The organism is Pedobacter ginsengisoli, from assembly GCF_030244015.1.
Lineage (GTDB): Bacteria > Bacteroidota > Bacteroidia > Sphingobacteriales > Sphingobacteriaceae > Pedobacter > Pedobacter ginsengisoli.
This window is the reverse complement of the sequence record NZ_JASSYX010000002.1, coordinates 985,734-1,005,663: the sequence shown is the minus strand read 5'-3', so window position 1 is coordinate 1,005,663 and position 19,930 is coordinate 985,734. Positions and strand designations below refer to the sequence as shown.

General features: G+C 40.2%; 15 protein-coding genes. 4 read left to right on the top strand and 11 right to left on the bottom strand.

Annotation, left to right across the window (positions count from 1 at the left end; translation table 11 throughout):
* Window positions 1-132 precede the first annotated feature (132 nt).
* The 6 genes from QEP08_RS11440 to QEP08_RS11415 all read right to left on the bottom strand — a co-directional run bounded on the left by QEP08_RS11440 (window position 133) and on the right by QEP08_RS11415 (window position 9,555).
* Window positions 133-897, bottom strand: a complete 765-nt coding sequence (locus tag QEP08_RS11440; protein WP_285058094.1) for a helix-turn-helix transcriptional regulator — start codon at window positions 895-897, stop codon at window positions 133-135.
* Window positions 898-1,108: 211 nt separating this feature from the next.
* Window positions 1,109-2,509, bottom strand: coding sequence for an endo-alpha-N-acetylgalactosaminidase family protein (locus tag QEP08_RS11435; RefSeq protein WP_285058091.1), 1,401 nt, complete (start codon window positions 2,507-2,509; stop codon window positions 1,109-1,111).
* A gap of 40 nt (window positions 2,510-2,549) precedes the next feature.
* A complete protein-coding gene (locus tag QEP08_RS11430; RefSeq protein WP_285058089.1) occupies window positions 2,550-4,061 on the bottom strand; it encodes a RagB/SusD family nutrient uptake outer membrane protein in 1,512 nt (503 codons plus the stop codon).
* 23 nt (window positions 4,062-4,084) lie between these two features.
* Window positions 4,085-7,402, bottom strand: a complete 3,318-nt coding sequence (locus tag QEP08_RS11425) for a TonB-dependent receptor (RefSeq protein WP_285058086.1) — start codon at window positions 7,400-7,402, stop codon at window positions 4,085-4,087.
* A 365-nt stretch (window positions 7,403-7,767) separates the two neighbouring features.
* Complete coding sequence (locus tag QEP08_RS11420) at window positions 7,768-8,916, bottom strand: FecR family protein (protein ID WP_285058084.1); 1,149 nt, start codon at window positions 8,914-8,916, stop codon at window positions 7,768-7,770.
* Between the two features lie 66 nt (window positions 8,917-8,982).
* A complete protein-coding gene (locus QEP08_RS11415) occupies window positions 8,983-9,555 on the bottom strand; it encodes an RNA polymerase sigma factor (protein WP_285058368.1) in 573 nt (190 codons plus the stop codon).
* 662 nt (window positions 9,556-10,217) lie between these two features.
* Between QEP08_RS11415 and QEP08_RS11410 the strand changes: the two genes are divergently transcribed.
* Window positions 10,218-10,856, top strand: coding sequence for a DUF6266 family protein (locus QEP08_RS11410; RefSeq protein ID WP_285058081.1), 639 nt, complete (start codon window positions 10,218-10,220; stop codon window positions 10,854-10,856).
* A 787-nt stretch (window positions 10,857-11,643) separates the two neighbouring features.
* Here the strand turns inward: QEP08_RS11410 and QEP08_RS11405 are convergent.
* The 5 genes from QEP08_RS11405 to QEP08_RS11385 all read right to left on the bottom strand — a co-directional run bounded on the left by QEP08_RS11405 (window position 11,644) and on the right by QEP08_RS11385 (window position 17,302).
* The gene (locus QEP08_RS11405) at window positions 11,644-14,121 is read right to left on the bottom strand and encodes a TonB-dependent receptor (RefSeq protein ID WP_285058078.1); all 2,478 of its coding nucleotides are present in this window, start codon (window positions 14,119-14,121) and stop codon (window positions 11,644-11,646) included.
* 278 nt (window positions 14,122-14,399) lie between these two features.
* Window positions 14,400-14,957: a hypothetical protein gene (locus QEP08_RS11400; protein WP_285058077.1), complete on the bottom strand. Its 558-nt coding sequence runs from the start codon at window positions 14,955-14,957 to the stop codon at window positions 14,400-14,402.
* 231 nt (window positions 14,958-15,188) lie between these two features.
* Window positions 15,189-15,650, bottom strand: a complete 462-nt coding sequence (locus QEP08_RS11395; RefSeq protein ID WP_285058076.1) for a hypothetical protein — start codon at window positions 15,648-15,650, stop codon at window positions 15,189-15,191.
* A gap of 62 nt (window positions 15,651-15,712) precedes the next feature.
* The gene (locus QEP08_RS11390) at window positions 15,713-16,180 is read right to left on the bottom strand and encodes a hypothetical protein (protein WP_285058073.1); all 468 of its coding nucleotides are present in this window, start codon (window positions 16,178-16,180) and stop codon (window positions 15,713-15,715) included.
* Window positions 16,181-16,480: 300 nt separating this feature from the next.
* The gene (locus tag QEP08_RS11385; protein ID WP_285058070.1) at window positions 16,481-17,302 is read right to left on the bottom strand and encodes a hypothetical protein; all 822 of its coding nucleotides are present in this window, start codon (window positions 17,300-17,302) and stop codon (window positions 16,481-16,483) included.
* 276 nt (window positions 17,303-17,578) lie between these two features.
* Between QEP08_RS11385 and QEP08_RS11380 the strand changes: the two genes are divergently transcribed.
* The 3 genes from QEP08_RS11380 to QEP08_RS11370 all read left to right on the top strand — a co-directional run bounded on the left by QEP08_RS11380 (window position 17,579) and on the right by QEP08_RS11370 (window position 19,807).
* On the top strand, window positions 17,579-17,920 hold the full coding sequence (locus QEP08_RS11380) for a type II toxin-antitoxin system RelE/ParE family toxin (RefSeq protein ID WP_285058068.1): 342 nt from the start codon (window positions 17,579-17,581) through the stop codon (window positions 17,918-17,920).
* Window positions 17,920-18,210: a helix-turn-helix domain-containing protein gene (locus tag QEP08_RS11375; RefSeq protein WP_285058065.1), complete on the top strand. Its 291-nt coding sequence runs from the start codon at window positions 17,920-17,922 to the stop codon at window positions 18,208-18,210. Before QEP08_RS11380 ends, QEP08_RS11375 begins: the two co-directional genes overlap by 1 nt.
* Before the next feature lie 118 nt (window positions 18,211-18,328).
* Window positions 18,329-19,807, top strand: coding sequence for a ligand-binding sensor domain-containing protein (locus QEP08_RS11370; RefSeq protein ID WP_285058062.1), 1,479 nt, complete (start codon window positions 18,329-18,331; stop codon window positions 19,805-19,807).
* The last annotated feature ends 123 nt before the right edge of the window (window positions 19,808-19,930 follow it).

The following is a 19,930-nucleotide window of genomic DNA, read 5'->3' as shown; positions in this document are numbered from 1 at the left end:
TTCTTTGCATTAAAATTATCAATACAAATATGTGACAACTAAGAAGCTGGTGATTGTAAAAAATCGTTTATTTATTTCGACCAATGAAGACAAAATTACAGGTTTTGAGCGATCAGAATTTATGATATAAAATCACATGTATCTTTTGAAGCTCTCCGGCGTATTTCCGGTATACTGCCTGAAATCTTTAATGAAATGTGCCTGGTCGAAAAAGTTGTTTTCGTGGCATATTTCACTGAGTGACTTGGCGCCATTGAGGCTATCAAGTACTGCATTGAACCGGATAATAGAAGCAAATTTTTTTGGTGTTGTACCTACGATTTTTCGAAAACGTTTTTCAAACGGGCTTTGGCTTATGTATAGCTTGCTTATCAGCTCCTTCATACGGAGGCTTCCCTTACTTTGGTAGATCAGCTTTACTGCCTCAACAATCAGTTTATCGATTTGTATATCTCTAAGTTGTGAAATTAAAAACTGTTCCACAATTTCAATTCGGTTCTTATCTGAATTGGCCTCCACGAGCCTTTCTTCTACTTCTGATATGTCGTTCTTTTTGAAAATTTGATCTAATGATAAGCTTAAATTAAAAAGTTCATTTGTTGGGTTAGTGGCAAAGTGGGTAAATCCGGTTTCGGTAAAGTAGATAAGAACAGTTCCAATCTTTTCTGAATTCTTGAAGATCTTGTAACTGTCCGAAAGCCCGGTTATACCGGATGAATCAAGTATGCTCTCCGCGATTTCGTTTATTGTCGAAAGCCGGCCTCTATATTGGAAGCCAATAACCAATCCTGTAGAAGGAAAGATTTTGTATGTGTTTTCAGCTTCACTTTCCGACACTGCAAAATACTTTACATATGGCCTGAGCCTTTCAACCGGGAGGTATTTGTCGTACTTCATTTGAAATTGATTTATAACAAAATTACAATCTTTCTTTAATAAGTATGGCAGGCTCAAATAGTGGCTGTTGAACTGCACTTGGTTGCTTTGAGCGGCTATACTGTTAGCCACGGAAAAAGGGCCGCCCGGCCGGCCGGGCCCTACCAATCATACTAAACTAATTGAACAGATAAACTGTATTGCGAATAGGGCGAACAGTCTTTGAAACGGTTCATTTAAGTTTTGGCCGGATACATAGTGGAACGCCTGCACGCAGCTTTAACTCATATGAACTTGTTTTGCATTTCATTTCGTCGACTTTTTTTAGTCCGCTTTTAGATATTTCAAAAACAGAAAGCTTTTTCGAGGTCAACCATGACTGGGGCGGCTGGAAAGTGATCGTGGTATCTTTGGTGCTATAGGCAACCCAGGTCATTTCAGCTGCCCAGGTCGCTGGGAAACAGATCGTGTTGCCTTTTCGCAGCAGATTTAAATTTTCATATACAGTACTGTCAGTCAACGAGGTCCTCACATTTCCTGAAAAGTATGCCGTTCTGGCGTTTCCTTCTCCTTCGACTTTTAGCCTTTCTAATCGGTTCAAATAGTGATATTGAGGGAAATTAAGAAAGAAGTTCCTCTTAAATACCGGCTCCCAATGTTCTTCCGAGACTTTACTCCATTCTCCTGGGAAAGATGTTTCCCCATAAGTACTGGTTCCAAATAAAAATTGCAATCCGAAGTCACTTCCAGAAACATCCGGGTTCATATGTGTACCAGTTAGTATGCTCGGAGAAATATCCAGATAGTCCTTCTGTGTCCGGTAGTTGAAATGGTAAGCATATGGCACCAGTCCAGTCAAATAGTCAAAAACTACTTCGTTAGTCGGTTCAATACCTTTTGCCAGCCAGTATCGGCCAACTTTCTTTTGATACTCCCTCTCGGTCTCGACTGACTCACCGTGTCCTTTGCTATCCCGTGCAATCCATGCATCGAGGTGGATTGTACCCGCGTCCTTTAGCCAGGGCATCAGGCTTATCAATTGATCCACTCTTTTTTGTGCGAAGCCCTTTGTCCATTCGTTCCTATAATTGATCTGATACGCCTTTCTGTCATTGTAATTGCCAATAATTTTCAAGCTGCCGTCCTCATTTTTTGAGATCAAGTCGTTTTTAATATACTCATTCCATAGCGGGCTGTTGTCATATGCATCGGTCATATTAATATGGAGACTAATGGTTGTATGGTACTTTTTTGCCTCCTTTACCAGCCAGTTCAGGCTCTCCAGGCCATTCTTGTCTTGTGTTCGTTTCAAAGCATTGTTCACTTCAAAAAATGCAGGGTACAGATCATCATGGCCATTATACTGCCAGCCCACCAAGTAGAGAATTTTTGGAACCCCCAAAGTCATATTGTCCATATCTTTGATGAGGGTCAGGGTCTTCTCAAAATTACATATTACTTTGGCGCTCCCATCCTTATCCACTACACAATTCATGATTTTCATGACCAATGTCTGATGGTAATCGTGATGCCAGGAGAAAGATGTCCCGGCATAGGACGGGACATCTTTTTTATTTTGGGCAATCGCTGTCTGTATTCCTGCTAATATGAATACATAAAAAACAAATTTCATTTTTCCGCTGCTATTAATTGTGATACTTTTTATTGTGTGCTCAATATCCAGGATTTTGAACAAGTTTTGAACCGTGCCCGGTGTAGTAGTCAACCTGCGACTGAGGAAGAGGCCACAAATAATTATGTGCAGAAAACTGGTACTTTACCGGAACCTGACTGGTACTGATCGTTCCAATCTTTTCGAGCTGACCCCAGCGTTTCAGATCAAGCCATCTTGAACTTTCAGCGGCCAGTTCGATCCTTCGTTCATGCCGTATCGCCTCTCTTAACGCCTGCTGTGTTTTTCCTCTGGCGATCTCAGGCATTCCTACCCGTTTTCTAATGTCATCTATCGCTGTATACACCGATTCATCTGGGCCGGATGCTTCGTTTTTAGCCTCGGCATACATCAGCATTACATCTGCGTACCGCATCAAAATAACGTCATTGTCCGCATGTTCTGCCTGGGCAACTGTAATGGCCCGGTCTTCGACATACTTGCCTAGGCTTCCTCTTACTGGGGCGGCTACATAATCGCTGGAAAAGATGGGATAGCCTTCGCCACTGTAGGGCCAGGGTTTCCCGTTCATATACCACGTCATATTCAATCTGGGATCTCTGTTGTCATATGGTTTGGCGCTATCGTAAAGCGGAGAAGTTGAAATGGGCAAGCCGTCGATGGCTTCATAGTCGTCTGCAAGGTCTTTGGTTATACCCAGACTTCTCCACCAGCCCCACCATAAACTTCCTGCATGTTCAAGGTCGGGAGATACGTATCGGATAGCAAAAAGAATTTCGCGGTTGTCAGCACCTTGACCTTCTGTGAAAAACATTTTTTTATAATTTGGGTAGAGCTGAAATTTTCCAGCATCCATAATTTGCTTTGCCAACATTGCCGCCTCAGGATATTGTTTATTGGCGAGGCAAACCTTCGCCTTTATTGCTATTGCTGTGTATTTTACAACGTGACCATCTGAATAAATTTTGTCTGGTAGTGTGGAGATAGCCAGGTCGAGATCCCCGTGTATTCGCTGAAGAATGGTCGCCTTTGGAGCCCGGGAAAGAAGGGCGTCTCCAACTGTGTAAGAGTTGAAAACCTCAGGAACATCCCCATAGAATTCAGTCAGATGGAAATAAAACCATGCTCTTATGACCAGAACTTCTGCCTTCCAGTTATTTATGATCTGTTGATCCATTCCCTTTATTCTATCGATGTTCTCGAGAAAATAATTACATGTTGCAATTTTAGAATAGGCATTGACGTAAAAATCGGTGACAATCCCACCCGTTGTAGAAGTAATGGGAGCTGTGACAGCGCCCAAAACACCGGACCTGTTATTAAACGAGTACGCATTATCTGTAAGACCATCCCATCCTGGATAATCGCCCATACCAAAATAGCTGTTATACATCGAATTGTAAACTCCTGCAATGGCGAGCCTGGCATCCTGTTCGGTTTGCCAGAATGTTCCCTCTGATAACTTATCATGCGGATTGACAGCAAGAAAATCTTTTTTGCATGATAGAAGCACTGCGGGAAATATAAGTAGGTATATTAATAATCGATTCATTTTATTTATTTTAATAGTCAAAACTAAAACTGTACATTCAGGCCGACGCTGAATGACTTGAGTGTTGGATAAGACCAGCCAGATCCGCCTTCCGGATCACCAAATTCGAAATCGGTAAGTGTCAGCAGGTTCTCCGCGTTTGCAAAAACCCGGATATGCCCAATGTCTAATTTTGAAACTACAGAATTTGGCAGAGTATATCCGAGTGTAAGGAACTTCAAGCGTGTATAGGAAACGTCTTTAAGCCAAAAAGTGCTCACTTCGCGATTTGACTGACCTAAAGGTCCGTTACCATGCACAATTCTCGGCTTATCATTGATGCCGCTACCTGGGGTCCAGGCACCATCCTGCCAGTAAGAGAGTGGTACGGTCCTTCCAGAGAATGGCAATACCCAATTGTTTACCAAAGTCTTCCTGCCATGTTCTCCCTGAAACAGGACACTAAGATCGAATCCTTTAAAGGATCCATACAAGCTCAAACCGTAAGTGTAGTCAGGGTTTACTCCTGAAACTTCTACTCTATCGTCAGGAGTGATTTTGCCATCCTGATTTATGTCCTTCATTCTAACATCGCCAGGGACAGAAGGCCAGCGGGGTGTCGGTCCATTATCCACTTCGTCCTGATTCTGATATATGCCATCTGCCTGGTACATGAAATACCTGTTCATCTCAACCCCTTCCTTCATGAGGTTTGTTCCTATAACCGGTGCGCCGAACTTTACCAGCTTATTTTTAAAACTGGCAAGATTTAGGTCTATTGAATATATTAGCCCCCTGCTTTCACCTCTGTGACCAAGAGCGACCTCATAACCTTTGTTTTGAACGATTCCTTCATTCACAAAAGGAGCTCCTAAGCCAGCATAGCCTGGAAGCTGAGATATTCTTAAAATCCCTTCCGTTTTCTTATTGTAAACTTCGAAACTGCCATAAAGCAGACTTCTGACAAAATCGAAATCAACTTTGAGATTGTAGGCTTTGGTGGCCTCCCACATAATCAACCTATTGGCCAGTGCTGATCTGGAAACACCTGGATAAAAGCTGTCAAAAAAATAATTAGCTCCTAAATTCAGTGTCGATTGATAAGGATAATTTGCAATCGTATTATTTTCAAATTGAATCGCATCATTTCCAAGCTCACCATACGAGGCACTTACCTTTAGATTACTCAGGAAAGCGAGGTGCTTTCTCATAAAGGTCTCTTCAGAGATCCTCCAACCCGCTGACAAGGATGGAAAGGTGCCATAGTTGTGCCCATCAACAAATCTGCTGCTGCCATCAGCTCTAATCACACTCTCCAGCAAGTATTTATTCTTGTAACTATAGTTTAACCTCCCGAAAAATGAGCGTAGCCTGTATTCATTTAGTCCTGCAGCATTGGTCTGACCCAAAGTAGGTCCTGCTGACAGCACATCTAGTAATGGTGATGCATATCCTCTCCGGAATCCTTCGATGCTTTTATCTGTCAGATCTTCCTGACTAACACCTGCCAGGACATCAAAAATGTGATCCTGAGCTACTGACAAACGGTAGTTTAAGGTAGAATATAAAGTTTTGTATAGTGACTGCGTGTTTTGCTGTGTCAGATCGATTGTCCCTCTGTTGTCCGCATTTTGTTCAAACTGAGAGGTGAAATAATTGTACACCGGAATGAGCGGCATCTGGGCTTTCGAATCGGCAGAGCTATAGCGCAGCCCTGCTTTGGTAAGCCATGTAAGACCTTTTATGATCTCATATTCTGTATATGCGGTTGTTTGCAACCGGTTGCCGTCTCTCCATAGTCCGCCGTTTTCTGATACACCAATGGGGGATTTTCCAGGATACTCGATGTTGCCCTGTGCCCAGCCTCTGAAACTATATTTGCCCGATCCATCTGCTACATAAGGTTTATAAGTAGGCATTTGCGACAGAATGGACAATATCATATCAGAACTCCCAAAGGCTGATTCCTTGCGCTTGTCGAGGATTCCATTGATCGTTATTCCGAATTTAAATTTTTCATTGAGTTTTGAGTCCATGTTAAACATTGCGTTATATTTTTTATACTCAAAGCCCTTCACAATCCCATCCTGGTTCCATGCCCCCAGTGCAGCACGATAAGTTGTGTTATCGGTTTTGCCACTGATGGATAGATTGTGAGCACCTATGTTCACGTTCTTCATCATGAACTCCTCATGATTGAAATCAGGGTATAATTCACTGGGTATTCTGTATTTATTGATGATGCTGTCAGGATAGGTTATTTGACCGTTACCGCCACCACCGTTTTTAATAGCCAGGTTCAGCATCTCCATATATTCTACAGAATTCCATATACGGTCGGGCCAGTTTGTCTTACTTTGATTAATATACTTTCCGGTATATTCTACTTTCAGGCCGGGACTGCCAGTACCTTTTTTTGTGGTAACGAGTATAACGCCGTTTGCAGCCCTGGCACCGTAAATTGCCGCAGAAGAAGCGTCTTTCAATACAGTGATCGTTTGAATAAAGCTCGGATCAAGATCTGTCAAACTTCCTACGATACCGTCTACAATGACCAAAGGAGAGTTGCTGGTGGCAAACGAGTTAGGACCCCGAATGTTCAAGTTTATTCCTTCACTTCCAGGCTGACCAGAAGACTGGGTAATCCTTAAGCCGGGAGTTCTGCCTTGCATAGCCTGGTATGGGTTGACAACCGGCAGGTCTGCAAAAGTCCTGGTATCCACACTGACTACACTGCCCGTTAACGACGATTTACTCCTGACCCCATAGCCGACTACTACTATTTCCTCTGCGGTATTTACCGAAGTCCTTAGAGATATAATATAATTTCCAGACTTTGAAATGGTAATCTCTTCTGATTGATGTCCGACAAATGAAACCACAAGCGTGCCTCCTGCTTCAGGCAACTGTATGTTAAAATTGCCGCCAGCCCCGGACGAAGTACCTGAGACTCCGTTTTTGACTCTGATTGTAGCGCCCACCAGCGGTTCTCCGTTTTCATTTGTTATTCGGCCGGTAATTGTAAGAGGAGGAACAGGTTGCCGTGACAGCTCTTCAGGGAAAGTAACCGTTTTTCTTTTTATTAGTACTGTTGTGCTTTGAATTTCATACTCAAACGGAAGCTTGACAAGTACATTTCTTAGGGCTTCATCAATCGAAGCGTTCGAAACCCTGATGCTGGCCTTTAAATCGGGGGTTACTGCACGGCCATCAAACAAAAAGTTATAGCCGCTTTGCTTTCGGATTTCTTTTAACAAAGTTTTCAGCGGGACATTCTGCTGGTTCAAAGTTATCTTTTGGCCAAACGATGCTGCGCTGACCTGAATCAGGGATGCTATTAGCAATACGGTGGTTAATCGCATAATTAGCCATATTTTATGGAATACCGCTTTTGGTATGCCTGGTTTTTTGGTGTAGTAATGATACATTTTGTCGTGGTTTATAAACGCGTCTACAGGCCGACAAGAGACCGCGCAATTGCTTTTTACGTCAATTGTTGCTAAGTTTGCGTTTAGTTTGGTTCAATCAGGTTACCTCTGGCTGTCGAAATCTAGGGTACCTGCGGTTAAAATTTATACGTTTAATCTGGTCCAGACGCAAAGCATTCCTGACCTGGTCGGGGATGCTTTGCTTTTTATTATACTTCTTCCTTTAAGGTCTATTCATATACTCGCATTTTAATTGTTCTGATTTATATTGGTTACATTTGTGATAAGACCTATCTGGTCTACTTTGTTACATATACAATTCTATCTTTAAGCCTGAATTTTACCAAGCCCAACTTTTCAATCCCATCCAAAATTGTTGACAGCTGTGTATTCCTTGAGATCCATCCACCAGATATTATGTTGTCTGGCACAGATGCGTCGTAAATCACTTCTACATTATACCATCTGGCGAGTTTTCTCATTGCCAATCGGAACGGTAGGCCATCAAGATTGAATTCACCCTCCTTCCAATCAACAACTGTTGCAATATTGACATTTGTTACTCTCAATTCTGATTCACGGTTTTGAACTTGCTCGCCTGGTTTAATCACCTGCTGGTTTCCGCCAGCTCTGACTTTTACCGATCCTTCTATAAGCGTTGTAGCTATAGCGTGTTCATTGGTATAGCTGTTTATATTAAACTCAGTTCCTAAAACCTCCACTTCCTGTTTGCCGGTTTCAACAATAAACGGATGACTTTTGTCCTTTGCCACTTTCAGATAGGCTTCCCCGGTTAGTTTTACCCGGCGTTCACTGAGATTGTTAAAGCTCGCCGGATATGTTAAACTTGAAACGGCGTTTAACCAAACAGTAGATCCGTCTGGTAACTTAACCTGATAAGTTTCGCCCTTGGCTGTCGAAAGGGTATTGGATTGACCGCCTGTCGCCGAAGGCATCATATGGTAGATTATTTGTCCATCGGCCGCCTTCGAGACGATAACACCAGATTGATTTGCCAACTCTCCATTCTTTGCGTCTGATAACTTTATCTGCCTACCATCGGAAAGGGTCAGCGTTGCGCCCATCTTACCAGGAGCAACGTCATTCGCATATTTTGCACTTTTCTTAGGCTCATTTGTGAGATGTTTATCAGAGGTATAATAGAACCAAAGACCGAGAGTCATGGAAGTTACTGCAGCAGCGCCTAATAAACGCTTCCAAAGTGGGAAAGTACTTGCTTTCTTACGCGACATGCCGATATCATCCAGTAACCTGGCTTCTATCCGATCCCTGATCATTTCCTTTTCACGGACTGACATTTCATCTAACACGTCTGGGGCTATGCTAAACAAATTATAATAAGCATATAGAAATTCTAGTTCCTCCTTCGTAGCCTTGCCAAGCCGATGACTTTTTAAAATTTCAAGGAATTGTTTTGTCTCTATCATGATATAAAATACAAGTAGTTTATATACATGTACAAATAATTCAAAATCCGCCCATGGAAATCGAAATTATTTTTGCAAAAAGGTCAGAATAGCCACCAGCATGGTCATAGATGTTCGCAATGTGGAAATAGCTTTACCGAGCTGGTTGCGAACTGTTTTTGGTGATAAGCCTAGTTTGATTGCTATTTCATCCGGACTAAGATCTTCATTAAAACGCATTCTGAAAATAGTTTGCTGCCCTTCTGGAAGGGCATTGACCAGCGCTTCGTAAGCACGCATAAACTCAACGGTAAGTATCTTGCTATCTGCATGATCATGAACGCTCTCAAAGTCATTCAGTAAATCAGCAATTGGAATAAATTGGGCCTGTTTTTCCATTGATCGAAATACACTATTCCGGGCTGCAATATATAAATATGCACCTAGGTTCACTATCGCTACCTCCTCTCGTTTCAGCCATAGCTGTAAAAAAATGTCTTGAGTGATGTCTTCCGATTGATCGTGATTCCTCAAGCGCTTATAAACATTATTATATGTCTGTTCCCAGTATTTACTGTAAAGTACACGATAAGCACGACCATCACCCCTCCGCAATAACGATGTTAGTTCCTGATCTGAGTATGTAAGATAGACGTCCATAAATTTCTCCCCTAATACCAAGTTAATAGTATTATTTGGTACAATGCTATCTTTAATATATATAAATCAACGAATTATTGTTCTGGTGGATGAGTGGGTCTATGTTGGTATCGAGGAAAATATTTATTTATTCTGCATGGTCAAATTTATTCCGTTCCTCTATATGAAAATTTCGGCAAAATGCAGCGGAATATCCACTTTGATAAGCTTATAGCATACCTAATAATCTTAAGGACAAATACCACTTCGAAATAGCCGCTGATATTCCAGCCCTCGAATAAAATGATCAAGTCCCAAAACATTAATACAAAAGGTACTTTTGCGTTTGAAGTTACGGAAGATGAGCAAGAAGGACTACATGATAATAGCGGGTTAAAAAAATTGAACCCCACTATAACACCACTGAAACTCCATACCTTCCAGGCCCTTGCTTAGCCCTCCCTTAAGGGTTGCTTCGTCCGTGGACCTATCAACCCTTAACAAGCCACTAAACAAGGTCTTATAAAGGGCCTATCAACCATGAGCTTTAAAAGGACTTTATCACTGCTTTAAACCCAGTTTTAACCTTTGCTCGAAAAGTTATTATAATCGAAAATAGCAGACAAATGTCGCAATTTATTTATTTGAACTCCTTTAGCTTTGATCTGTAAAACAATAGCATTATGGGCATATTAAATTCTGGAATATTTGGTGGTTTTTCCAACAAGACCGGCCCGGTCATCGGCAGAAGGGTCAAAGGCAAAAATGTAGTAACGGCCTTGTACCACCCGAGCCTCACTCCTGCTACTCAAATTCAACTTGTTGAAAACCATAGGTTTGGCTTACTGATCAGTTTTCTCAGCCTCTTAAATCCCTTAATCGCCGTCGGCTTTAAAGACTTTACCAAAAGAAACAGCCCTTTTAACGCGGCATTCAAATTCAACTATAAGACTGCTTTTATACTGGTCAATGGGCAATACCAGATCGATTATCCGAAAATAGTATACAGCAAAGGCAACGTTTGCAAGCCCTGCTGTCTGCACATTGCGGCTGTGCCTGGCGCTATTGGCTTTAGCTGGGTGCCGGTAGCGCAAACCCAGTTTGGCAGGATAACCGACCGGGCTACTTTTGTGATTTACAACGCTGATAAGAATAGGTTACTGATCCGGCAGAATGGGGCGCTGAGAAAGGATCTGGCTTATCAGTTTGAGATCCCCGCTGATTTTGCTGGTGACGAGCTGCATTGTTATATGAATTTTAACAATGAAAATGGGAAGCTGACCGGGGAGAGTGTTTATGGGGGTTTATTACTAACAAACTAACTTATAAATTAATGAATATAAAGCATTTATCAGAAAAAAGAGTAATTGCATTGCTCAATCAATTAGCTGGTCTGTCCAGTCCTGAATTTACTTGTCGTTGGGTCTTCAATGTATACAAGCTTAACTTTGTGCGATAATTAATCAATCATAGTAAAAGTAGCGTCTAATGAATACTTAACTCCCTTATCAGATACACCCGGCAGGGATGGCTTTTATTTATTTATCGTTATGGTAAGAGTTGTGGATACTTTTTCATCAATACCTTTCTTCGTAGCAACTGCGTTGTTAGTAAAGATCCAATTAGTGCTAGCCAGAGCCAATAATCTTCCGCGAACGCCCAGTATATAAATGGAGGTATTATTATAGCCCATTCCATGATTACAATATGCAGCAGTCTGAGTTTTTTAAACTGGAATAACAGTAAATCAAGGCACAGAATCACAAGATAGAAACTAATTACAATCATAAGGCCGTAGGTCAACAGCAAGAATATTATACCAATCAGATTGTAGAAGATGGTCACGAACCAATCATCATAGGTATCTTCAAACCCGATCAGTTTTGCAAACAACCCATATAAGTAAGTCGTTATATAGAATCCTAATAAATGAATCCAATTCGTTGATGCAATTCTTATAAATCTCACGATGTAAATATAATTTAAACCGTATCGGTAATAGGGATGAAATGAAAAATCAGAGGTATTTTATTAGCTGTATCTGCATGGGACGCCAGTAACGTCTGAAACAAGGTTTTTCAAAACGATTACCTATCCGATGAAGATGTTTTAATTTCCGGATTTTACCCTGCCTTGTTCAGACGTAGAGCTATTTGAACGGTCCCTGATTGCCTTAATGGTATTGCTGCCAAAATTGTATGTAAATGTTAGCCTGAAAACTCTACTTTCTTGTTTCTGATTGAGCTGATAATCCTGAGAAGGAATTGCGCTCCTAATCTTAATTTGTCTTTGATCAAAAAGATCGTTTATACCTAGTTTGATATTTGCTCTTTCTCTTGCAAAGGACTTATTGACCCCAAAATCTAAACCATATATTGGCTTCGCTATATATGTTCCATAGACCTGGCTTGAAGTATAATTTGCAGATAATTCTGCATTTAATGTAGAACTGAATTTAAATGTGTGGATTGTATTAAGTTCAAGGGTTGTTTTTTCGTTCTTAAATGGCATACCCATTAGTTCAGGGCTGGCAAAACGGCTATTATAAAGTGTAATGTCGTTATCTGTGCTCCACCAGTCAGTTAGGTTAACTGGTCTGCTAATGGTCGCACTGAAAGTACGTCTGTAAGCTAAATTTTGCTCGTATAGTAGCATGGTCTTTTTGATTGTGTCTGTTAATAATGTTGTGGTTATTACATCTTTGGTCCTTATATAACCAAACGAGATATTGAGTTTTTTACGGCCATAGTTAATCTCAAATGAATTGGCATATTGTGGTCTTAGTGCAGGATTTCCCTGTGACAGCGTGTATAAATCAACGTAATAAATAAAGGGATTGAGCGATTGGTAGTCTGGCCGGTCAATTCTGCGACTATAAGAAAAAGCAATTATGTGATCTTTAGACAGGGTCTGATTCACTGATAAGCTGGGGAAAAAGTCTATATAATTACGTACTACCTCATCTTGAAGGGTTATAGATTTACCCTCCGAATGTGTAAGCTCCGTACGCAATCCTACCTGAAGAGCAGTTGAATTGAAGTCTTTGTGAAGATTAACATAGGCAGCGTTAACGCCTTCTTTGTAGGAAAACCGATTGCTTAGGCTTTCATTATTCTTCCAGCCCTCGTCTGCCTGTTGTTCTGACCGGAAATCGTTATCTGTGTTCACATAACTGCTTTTAATCCCTGTTTCAACTTTCATCTTGTTTGGTAAAGGAAGGGTATAATCTAACTTTCCTGCTGCTATCTTGATTTTTGAAGGCGTTAAGTTTCGAAATATAAGAGGTGATCCGTACAAAAGTCCCCGGGCTTTGTAAAAGTCATTGTTGTAATGTGCATTTTCCATATTGTGGACCTGGGAAAGGTCCAGATCAACGTTTAACTCTTGTCCTAAAGTATCCAGTACAGATTTATAATTCAGGCTATAAGTCTGGCTTTCATACTGACTCACAGATGAGTTCCGGCCAAGTACAGTAGAATCGATTTTTCCGCGCTGAGTGCCAATAGTTGTCTTGATTTTGTTGGTTCCATCATAGTTATTCACGTAGCCATTCAACATAAAACCAATTGTATTGTTCTCATTGATAAAATAATCAATACCAGTTTTGTAATTATTGTTCTTCCGTGAAAATGCGTCTCTGGCCTTTTGATCATAATACGTTATTTCAGTGGCAGCTCTAGTACTTCGGGTAAGAAATAGGTTTTCGTATTGTTTATTATAGGTGTAATTATAATTACCATAGATATTAAGAGATTTGCTTCGGTGATTGAGTGCTATACCTGCGTCAGACTTATGGTATTTACCTAGGCCACCACCAAGCGTCAGAGTGCCATTGGTTCCAAAGCTGGTATTTTTCTTCAATTTAATGTTAATGATACCTCCTGTACCACTGGCATCGTATTTCGATGATGGATTTGAGATTATTTCTATCGTCTGGATGGTATTTCCAGATGTAGCACGGAGGAGATTTGCTAGTTGCGCTGATGACAAATATGTCAACTTATCGTCAATCATGAGGCTAACACCGGGTTTACCTCTTAAGCTCACATTGCCTTCATTATCCAGGGTTACACCAGGAACTCTTGATAGAATTTCCATTGCTGTACTCCCTGGAGTTAGTGGACTTGCTGAAACATTGATGATTATTTTACCATCTTTTCTTTCGATAAGTGGCTTTTTAACACTGATATCCACCGTGTTTAATTGTTGGACAGGGCTCTGTAGAACAATTACACCGAGGTTCACTTTTTGACCGCCTGCCTCTAATGTAAAAGGGCGATTAATGCTTTTCTGATAACCTATTAAGTCGATTTCAATATAGTATGTTCCGGCAGGTACTTTAGAAAACTGAAAAATACCAGCTTCATTCGTTTGAACGGATTGAACTAAAGTCGAATCGATAACCTGATGCAATTTGACCGAAACATACGGTAGGAACTCTTTATTTTCATCAAGTACTTTGCCGGTGATGGCTGATTGTTTTTCCGGAACTTGCGCTTGAACATTGTAGTTGGTAAGTAACAACAATACAATGATTATTAAATACTTGAGAGGGTTGGTTATCATACATTTGAGGGCTACTTTCAAATATAAGTTGTTCAACAATCCACAAGCGGAATTTAACATTGTTTAACGTAAGTTTCCACTCATCAAAATATTAAGGAAATATCTAAAATATTGAATGATAGTTTGTTATTTTTAACCACAAAGATATATGGGTATTGCTTCTTCATTCCTACTTCTGCTGCAATCCCTGTATTTCGTATCGAACAGGTCAACAGAATTGAAAATGATCTGTTGACCTGTTAGCCTGGCACGAAGGTTCTTAAGTTGGGATCAACTTCGCTAGCTACCTCACTGAACCATCAGCAACCGTCATTTTTGCTCAAGTCACGTTTAAAAAGTTCCTTGCCGTTTTGCTCAATATAGTCGCCCGATAGAATCAAATAGGGATGATTAGGCGAAAACCCCGCACTGCGGCTTTTTACAATGATCTTATCATTCACTTTTAGGCCGTTCAATTGCTGAAAATCTTTACCGGTAAATTGCATCATGTACTCTTCGCCATTAATCTGGACGATGAGCCATTTTGGTCCCGATGATTTCGCACCCGCACGCTTAAAAGTAACAGAGGTCACCACGGCCTCCATATTGCTGAAAGACTTTAGGTTTCCCTTTATTTTATCATGACTGGCGCGTACCTTTTTGCCCTCTGGAGAAGCCTCCCATGCTTTGTACTTTAAACCGTCAGGAGTACCCTCCCATTTTTTCCGGGCCTCAAGGGCGGCTTTCTTGTCTTCAACCGACATGGGCTTTGGTGACCGCTCAGTTTCATTTTTCATTTCACGATTAGCAAACACGAGTCCGCTCACCGCGACCAGCGCTATAGTTAGCGCATAGATGACATTCTTTCTATTTTTCATATTTCTTAAAATTGATCAATCGAAGGTACTTTCATATGCTTCTGATCAGGTGATTTGGATTGTAAATTAAAATGTAAACTTTGTAAAAAGATTTTATACGTTGATCAGCACTGCATAGTGCATTTTTCATTACTGGATTAGCCGGGTAAATTCCCACACTACACACTATCCCCTACCAACTTCCCATTTGCACTGTTAAAATTTATATAAATGCAGCTCGTCATCTGCAAATTATTTATAGGACAGTCTATAAAGATGCATTATCCGGTTATGCTTTTCTCCAGGTTTTAAGGTATAATATATCAGTCTCCGGACACCATCAACTCCTTTGATCTCACCTGTATCAGAATTAACCAGGATTTGGCGATTATTAAGTCTATAGGCGGCAATAGTTTTGCTATAACCATCATTACTAAAAAAGTCATCTGTTTCATCGATCATTTGGCTTGTCCAATCTGTATAGCCCACTCCTCCCCATTCCAAAACATGAGTAACCCTGCCATCTTCATTGAAAAATTCCCTTGACCTGATAAGATATTTTTTGTTGTCAAATACAAAGGTACTGTCATAGTCTGCAGGAGCAAAATATTGGGTAGACACCCCTATAGTCCTTTCAATAACATGTAATTTTTCTGAACCAAATTTACATCCAAACAGGCAGCCAATCAATAATATTAAAATCGTCAACTTCATTTTAACTTTTTAGCTATATCTTCTTTTGTATTCTCAGTATTTATTACCTCATCTAGAATCTTTTAATAGTTTTCTTTGACTTTTTTCAGGTAGCTTTTTCGCTTCACCCATCTGTTCCATTTAAAAAGGATCAGGTTCCTTTCCTGGTAGTATCTGGCTCTTCTTATAACATGCCCGTCTATATTATAATGTCGTATCTTTCTGTTTCGATAATAGAGTTTTTTCGGGCGATACACAGTATCCCGTGCATTCAGCTTTGCTTCCAGCCCGGTGTCTAAGTGGTATGGATAAAATTTAAGTATAATGTCACTTCCCGAAAGTGTGTATCTGCCACTGTCTGTATAGCTGATCAAATCTCCGCCAAAATAAAAGCGAAATGTAGAATCCTTTTTAAGTTCCAAAGATGTTCCGAAAAAACCAAGTTCCGCTCGTGTAGTTCTATATTTACCAGCTATGTTTTTATTGCTGGAACAGCCCGCTAAAAAGATAAGTGAGGTAATAGTTAAGAAAACAGTAGCGAAAATTTTCATGAATTGTATTGTTGTCAATACTGTAAGATAGTTATTTTAAGTAATTAGCCTACAAATAAATGATGGATACAAGTTTAACTTATCGAACAACTGGAACGAGATATTTGGGCGGCTCCCGCAGCGGATCATAACCCACATCAAGCCTGAGATTGTGCTTATGAATACTAATATTAGAGGTGCAAAAGAGATTGGCTACTGGCCGTTACTGAGTTTTACGATAGTTTTGACGACTTTAAGTATTATAGGATGTATCCAGACATGGCTGAATCGGAATAAGTGAAGACACTAAGAAACAATGATTTACCTCGTATACACATAGTCGATTATTGCTTCATTGCCCGACCAAAAGTAATGGTCTTTAACCACCAACCCCTCCGCATTATAACTGTAGATATGTTTAGTGGGATTAGGATCAACATTATACTTACTGGTACACTCCACTACCCGACCCTTATCGTCGTATACGTAGTTGGTTTGCTCATTAAATTTCATTTGGGATGCGTCAAGTTCCCTTTTGATGATCTTGTCCGATGAGTCATAAGTGTTGATTACAGTGCCTTCAACGCGTTCTGCTGGGAGAAAACTACTGTATTGCTGCTGCATGGGCAGATTACGATCATTGTAGGTATAAGTGGTTTTGACAGTGACTGTGTCTGTAAGGCCAGCGTAAATAGTGACAACAGACTTCTTACCGTTGCTTCCGTAAGCATATAAGGAGCGTCTGATCAGCGTATTTTCCTCGCCGTATTCTTTGCGCCCGTATTCTTTGACTTCAAGTGTATCACCGCTGTTGTTGTAAGTGCATAACGAACGGATACCGTCGGCCATTTGCTCAACCTTTCTATTGTTTTCATACTTGTAAGTCTCGACGCGTTTCCCAAATGCACTATCATAAGACATGAATATATAATTTATAAGGTTTCCGTTGTTGTCAAATTGGCTCTCTGAGTAAGGTTTCCGCTTGGATGCATTTGGAGTGCCGTTCTCTATCGGTGTGTAGAACTGTTTAATTTTCGAATATTTGTAGCTCGTTGTCCGGCGCTCTTTGTTTACCTGCCCGATTGTCTTATAAGCAGATGTGATAGTCAGAAACAAGACGAGATGCATTAGAGAGGGTTTCATATCAGGCTTTTTACGAATATAACTTTTATTGTACTAGCTAACAATATCAACATGCAGTTATCAATGAAGTTACCAGATATTCTTATCTCCCCTATTTCGTACAAAAATTCAATATATTTAATTGATTATCAATAAATTGACAATAATAAATTTATTTTGAAAGGTATGTTTTTCTGTTAAAACATATATACTTTCGCTTAGCTCATTACCAGGTGTTATTGGGAATGAAATTAATGAAAATACTTGCTTGGATGTTACTTATAAGTTACCTTCGTTATGAATAAGGTTAGAGAGGTCGTTGCCTACAAGAACTATTTTGAAGATTTTTTGCGTGAACAGCCCAAAAAAGTTCAGGATAAGATCTTTAAAATAATTGAAGCCATTGAAATACTGGAACGTGTTCCTCTAAATTATTTAAAATATGTTGAAGATACCCAGGGACTATATGAAGTACGGATTAAACTTGCTTCTGATATTTGGAGGGTATTTTGCTTTTTTGACAAGGGCAAGCTGGTCATCTTGCTAAACGGGTTTGCGAAGAAATCTCAAAAAACGCCAAAGGATGAGTTGCTTAAGGCTATTAGATTGATGAACGAATATCATAAGGAGAATAAATAATGGGTACAACTAACTGGAAGGAAATAAAAGATAAGGTTTATGGTGAAAAGGGTACACCTAGAAGGGATGAACTGGAACGTGAACTGGAGGGATTTAAGATAGGTTTGTTGCTAAGAAAGGCCCGTGAAGATAAACAGCTGACGCAGGGCCAACTGGCTGATCTGATTGATAAAAATAGGACTTATATCTCTCGAGTGGAAAATGATGGCAGCAATTTAACGCTTAAAACACTGTTCGATATTGTAGAAAAAGGCCTTGGAGGCAGGGTAAAGATTTCTATCGAGGTGTAAATGGGAAGAATATGATTCAGCTAAATCGTGCTGGTGGGGATCATTGCTTCAATTGAAGTAAATTTATTTTGTTTTTAAAATATCTCTGTATCTTACTCCTCTAACTTTTACGTTGCTCATGTCCGTTAAATTACAGAAATTTTTATCCACAATTTTGCTGTTTTGCATTGCCGCGGGTGCCAATGCTCAACACATTTTTCCTAAGAAGCTGAACAATTGCCAGACTTCTGCATTCTGTTTGGATTGCGGAGACATTAAGGTGCAAGCCGATAGTCTTAAGTTTTCAAAAATGATCCATTATTTGAATTCTCACAATAATGTGAACAATCTAAGAGGGTCTATTTTGTTCCAGGTTTTGGTAGATTCAACAGGTAAAGGGTGCGTGCTGAGCTATACAGATGTAAATGGCCGAATGTTGTCGGAAAAGGTCGTAATGGCTTTAAATGATTTTACCGGCTGGTCGCCTGCATCCACAAATGGGAAAATTGAAGGCAGGGTTTCTGTCAATGTAGCGATAGATGTTTTAAACGGTAAGCTTTCCGGCCGAATACAGCGGGTAACGGAAGAGTTCGCAACTGCCTTGTTTGACCGGCCTGTGGATCCGGATATCGAAAATAAGCATCATAAATATGACAATGCGCACCTTGGCTCTTATAAAATGACCGTTTGGAATTCCAAAAATTCAATCATGAAGGATAATCTGAGTGATCATTTAACAGTGGATAGAACAGGTGTTATTTTCTATGAGACAAACAAAGATTTGTACCGTCTGGAAAATGATAAGTTGAGCAAGGTTGACAGAGGTGTTTTACCGCCTGCCAAGTATTATTATGTGAGGGGGATGGCAACAGACAATTCTAATGTCAAATGGTTTTATACTGAGTCTGGTGTATATAGTTATAATGATAAGGACTGGGTACTTTATGATTCTCTTAAAACTGGCATCAAAAGGGGTTATAGCATTATTAATAATGTGGCGTCGGGCGAAGTTTTTTTCACTTCAGATCAGGGGCTGATTATTAACAATAACGGGTCCTGGTCTGTTATTAACAAAGCTAATTTAAAAGCGCTGCCTTCCGACCGGGTATATTATGCTAAAAAAGATAAGAAGGGTCGTATCTGGATTGGCACTTTTAGCGGTTCTGTGATGATTGATGCAGACGGGACTGCAACGGATTTTAACGCTGGCAGTACTGTACTGAAGGGTAAGTGTATTACAAGTCTGGAAGAAGACAGTCAAGGTAATTTGTATTTCGGACTTTACGAATATGCTCCTGCAGACCGCAAAAGTTTGATCAGAAATGAAGGTATTGCTGTGTTTAAACCGGATGGTTCCTGGAAACAGCTTACAATTGACAATTCCGGTATACCTGTAAATAACGTTGGGCCAATGTTATATGATGAGAAGGAGGATGTATTGTGGATTGGCACGGAACGGGCCGGACTGGTCAGATACGATTTAAAGGATGGTTGGGAGTTTTACAACAATAAGAATTCAGAAGTTCCTTCTTCCTTTGTAACTGATATTAGCAAAGATGCTAAGGGAAATATCTATCTGGCTACGAGGTACGGGCTGGTTAAAATGGAGAAAAAATAAGCCATTCTGATAGTCGGCATAAGAAGAGGATAATACTACGCTTAAACAACTCGCTTTTTCTCCTGTGTCGGTTATAAATATAATGGTTGCTGCAGGAATTTTATCGCAGCATCGGGATCAGGA

Excerpts from the sequence above, each read along its gene's own strand:
- QEP08_RS11375 (WP_285058065.1), top strand. The coding sequence starts at position 17,920 with ATGGGTACAACTAACTGGAAGGAAATAAAAGATAAGGTTTATGGTGAA.
- QEP08_RS11410 (WP_285058081.1), top strand. The coding sequence starts at position 10,218 with ATGGGCATATTAAATTCTGGAATATTTGGTGGTTTTTCCAACAAGACC.
- QEP08_RS11400 (WP_285058077.1), bottom strand. The coding sequence starts at position 14,957 with ATGAAAAATAGAAAGAATGTCATCTATGCGCTAACTATAGCGCTGGTC.
- QEP08_RS11420 (WP_285058084.1), bottom strand. The coding sequence starts at position 8,916 with ATGATAGAGACAAAACAATTCCTTGAAATTTTAAAAAGTCATCGGCTT.
- QEP08_RS11395 (WP_285058076.1), bottom strand. The coding sequence starts at position 15,650 with ATGAAGTTGACGATTTTAATATTATTGATTGGCTGCCTGTTTGGATGT.
- QEP08_RS11415 (WP_285058368.1), bottom strand. The coding sequence starts at position 9,555 with ATGGACGTCTATCTTACATACTCAGATCAGGAACTAACATCGTTATTG.
- QEP08_RS11430 (WP_285058089.1), bottom strand. The coding sequence starts at position 4,061 with ATGAATCGATTATTAATATACCTACTTATATTTCCCGCAGTGCTTCTA.
- QEP08_RS11425 (WP_285058086.1), bottom strand. The coding sequence starts at position 7,402 with ATGCGATTAACCACCGTATTGCTAATAGCATCCCTGATTCAGGTCAGC.
- QEP08_RS11380 (WP_285058068.1), top strand. The coding sequence starts at position 17,579 with ATGAATAAGGTTAGAGAGGTCGTTGCCTACAAGAACTATTTTGAAGAT.
- QEP08_RS11370 (WP_285058062.1), top strand. The coding sequence starts at position 18,329 with ATGTCCGTTAAATTACAGAAATTTTTATCCACAATTTTGCTGTTTTGC.
- QEP08_RS11440 (WP_285058094.1), bottom strand. The coding sequence starts at position 897 with ATGAAGTACGACAAATACCTCCCGGTTGAAAGGCTCAGGCCATATGTA.
- QEP08_RS11390 (WP_285058073.1), bottom strand. The coding sequence starts at position 16,180 with ATGAAAATTTTCGCTACTGTTTTCTTAACTATTACCTCACTTATCTTT.
- QEP08_RS11385 (WP_285058070.1), bottom strand. The coding sequence starts at position 17,302 with ATGAAACCCTCTCTAATGCATCTCGTCTTGTTTCTGACTATCACATCT.
- QEP08_RS11435 (WP_285058091.1), bottom strand. The coding sequence starts at position 2,509 with ATGAAATTTGTTTTTTATGTATTCATATTAGCAGGAATACAGACAGCG.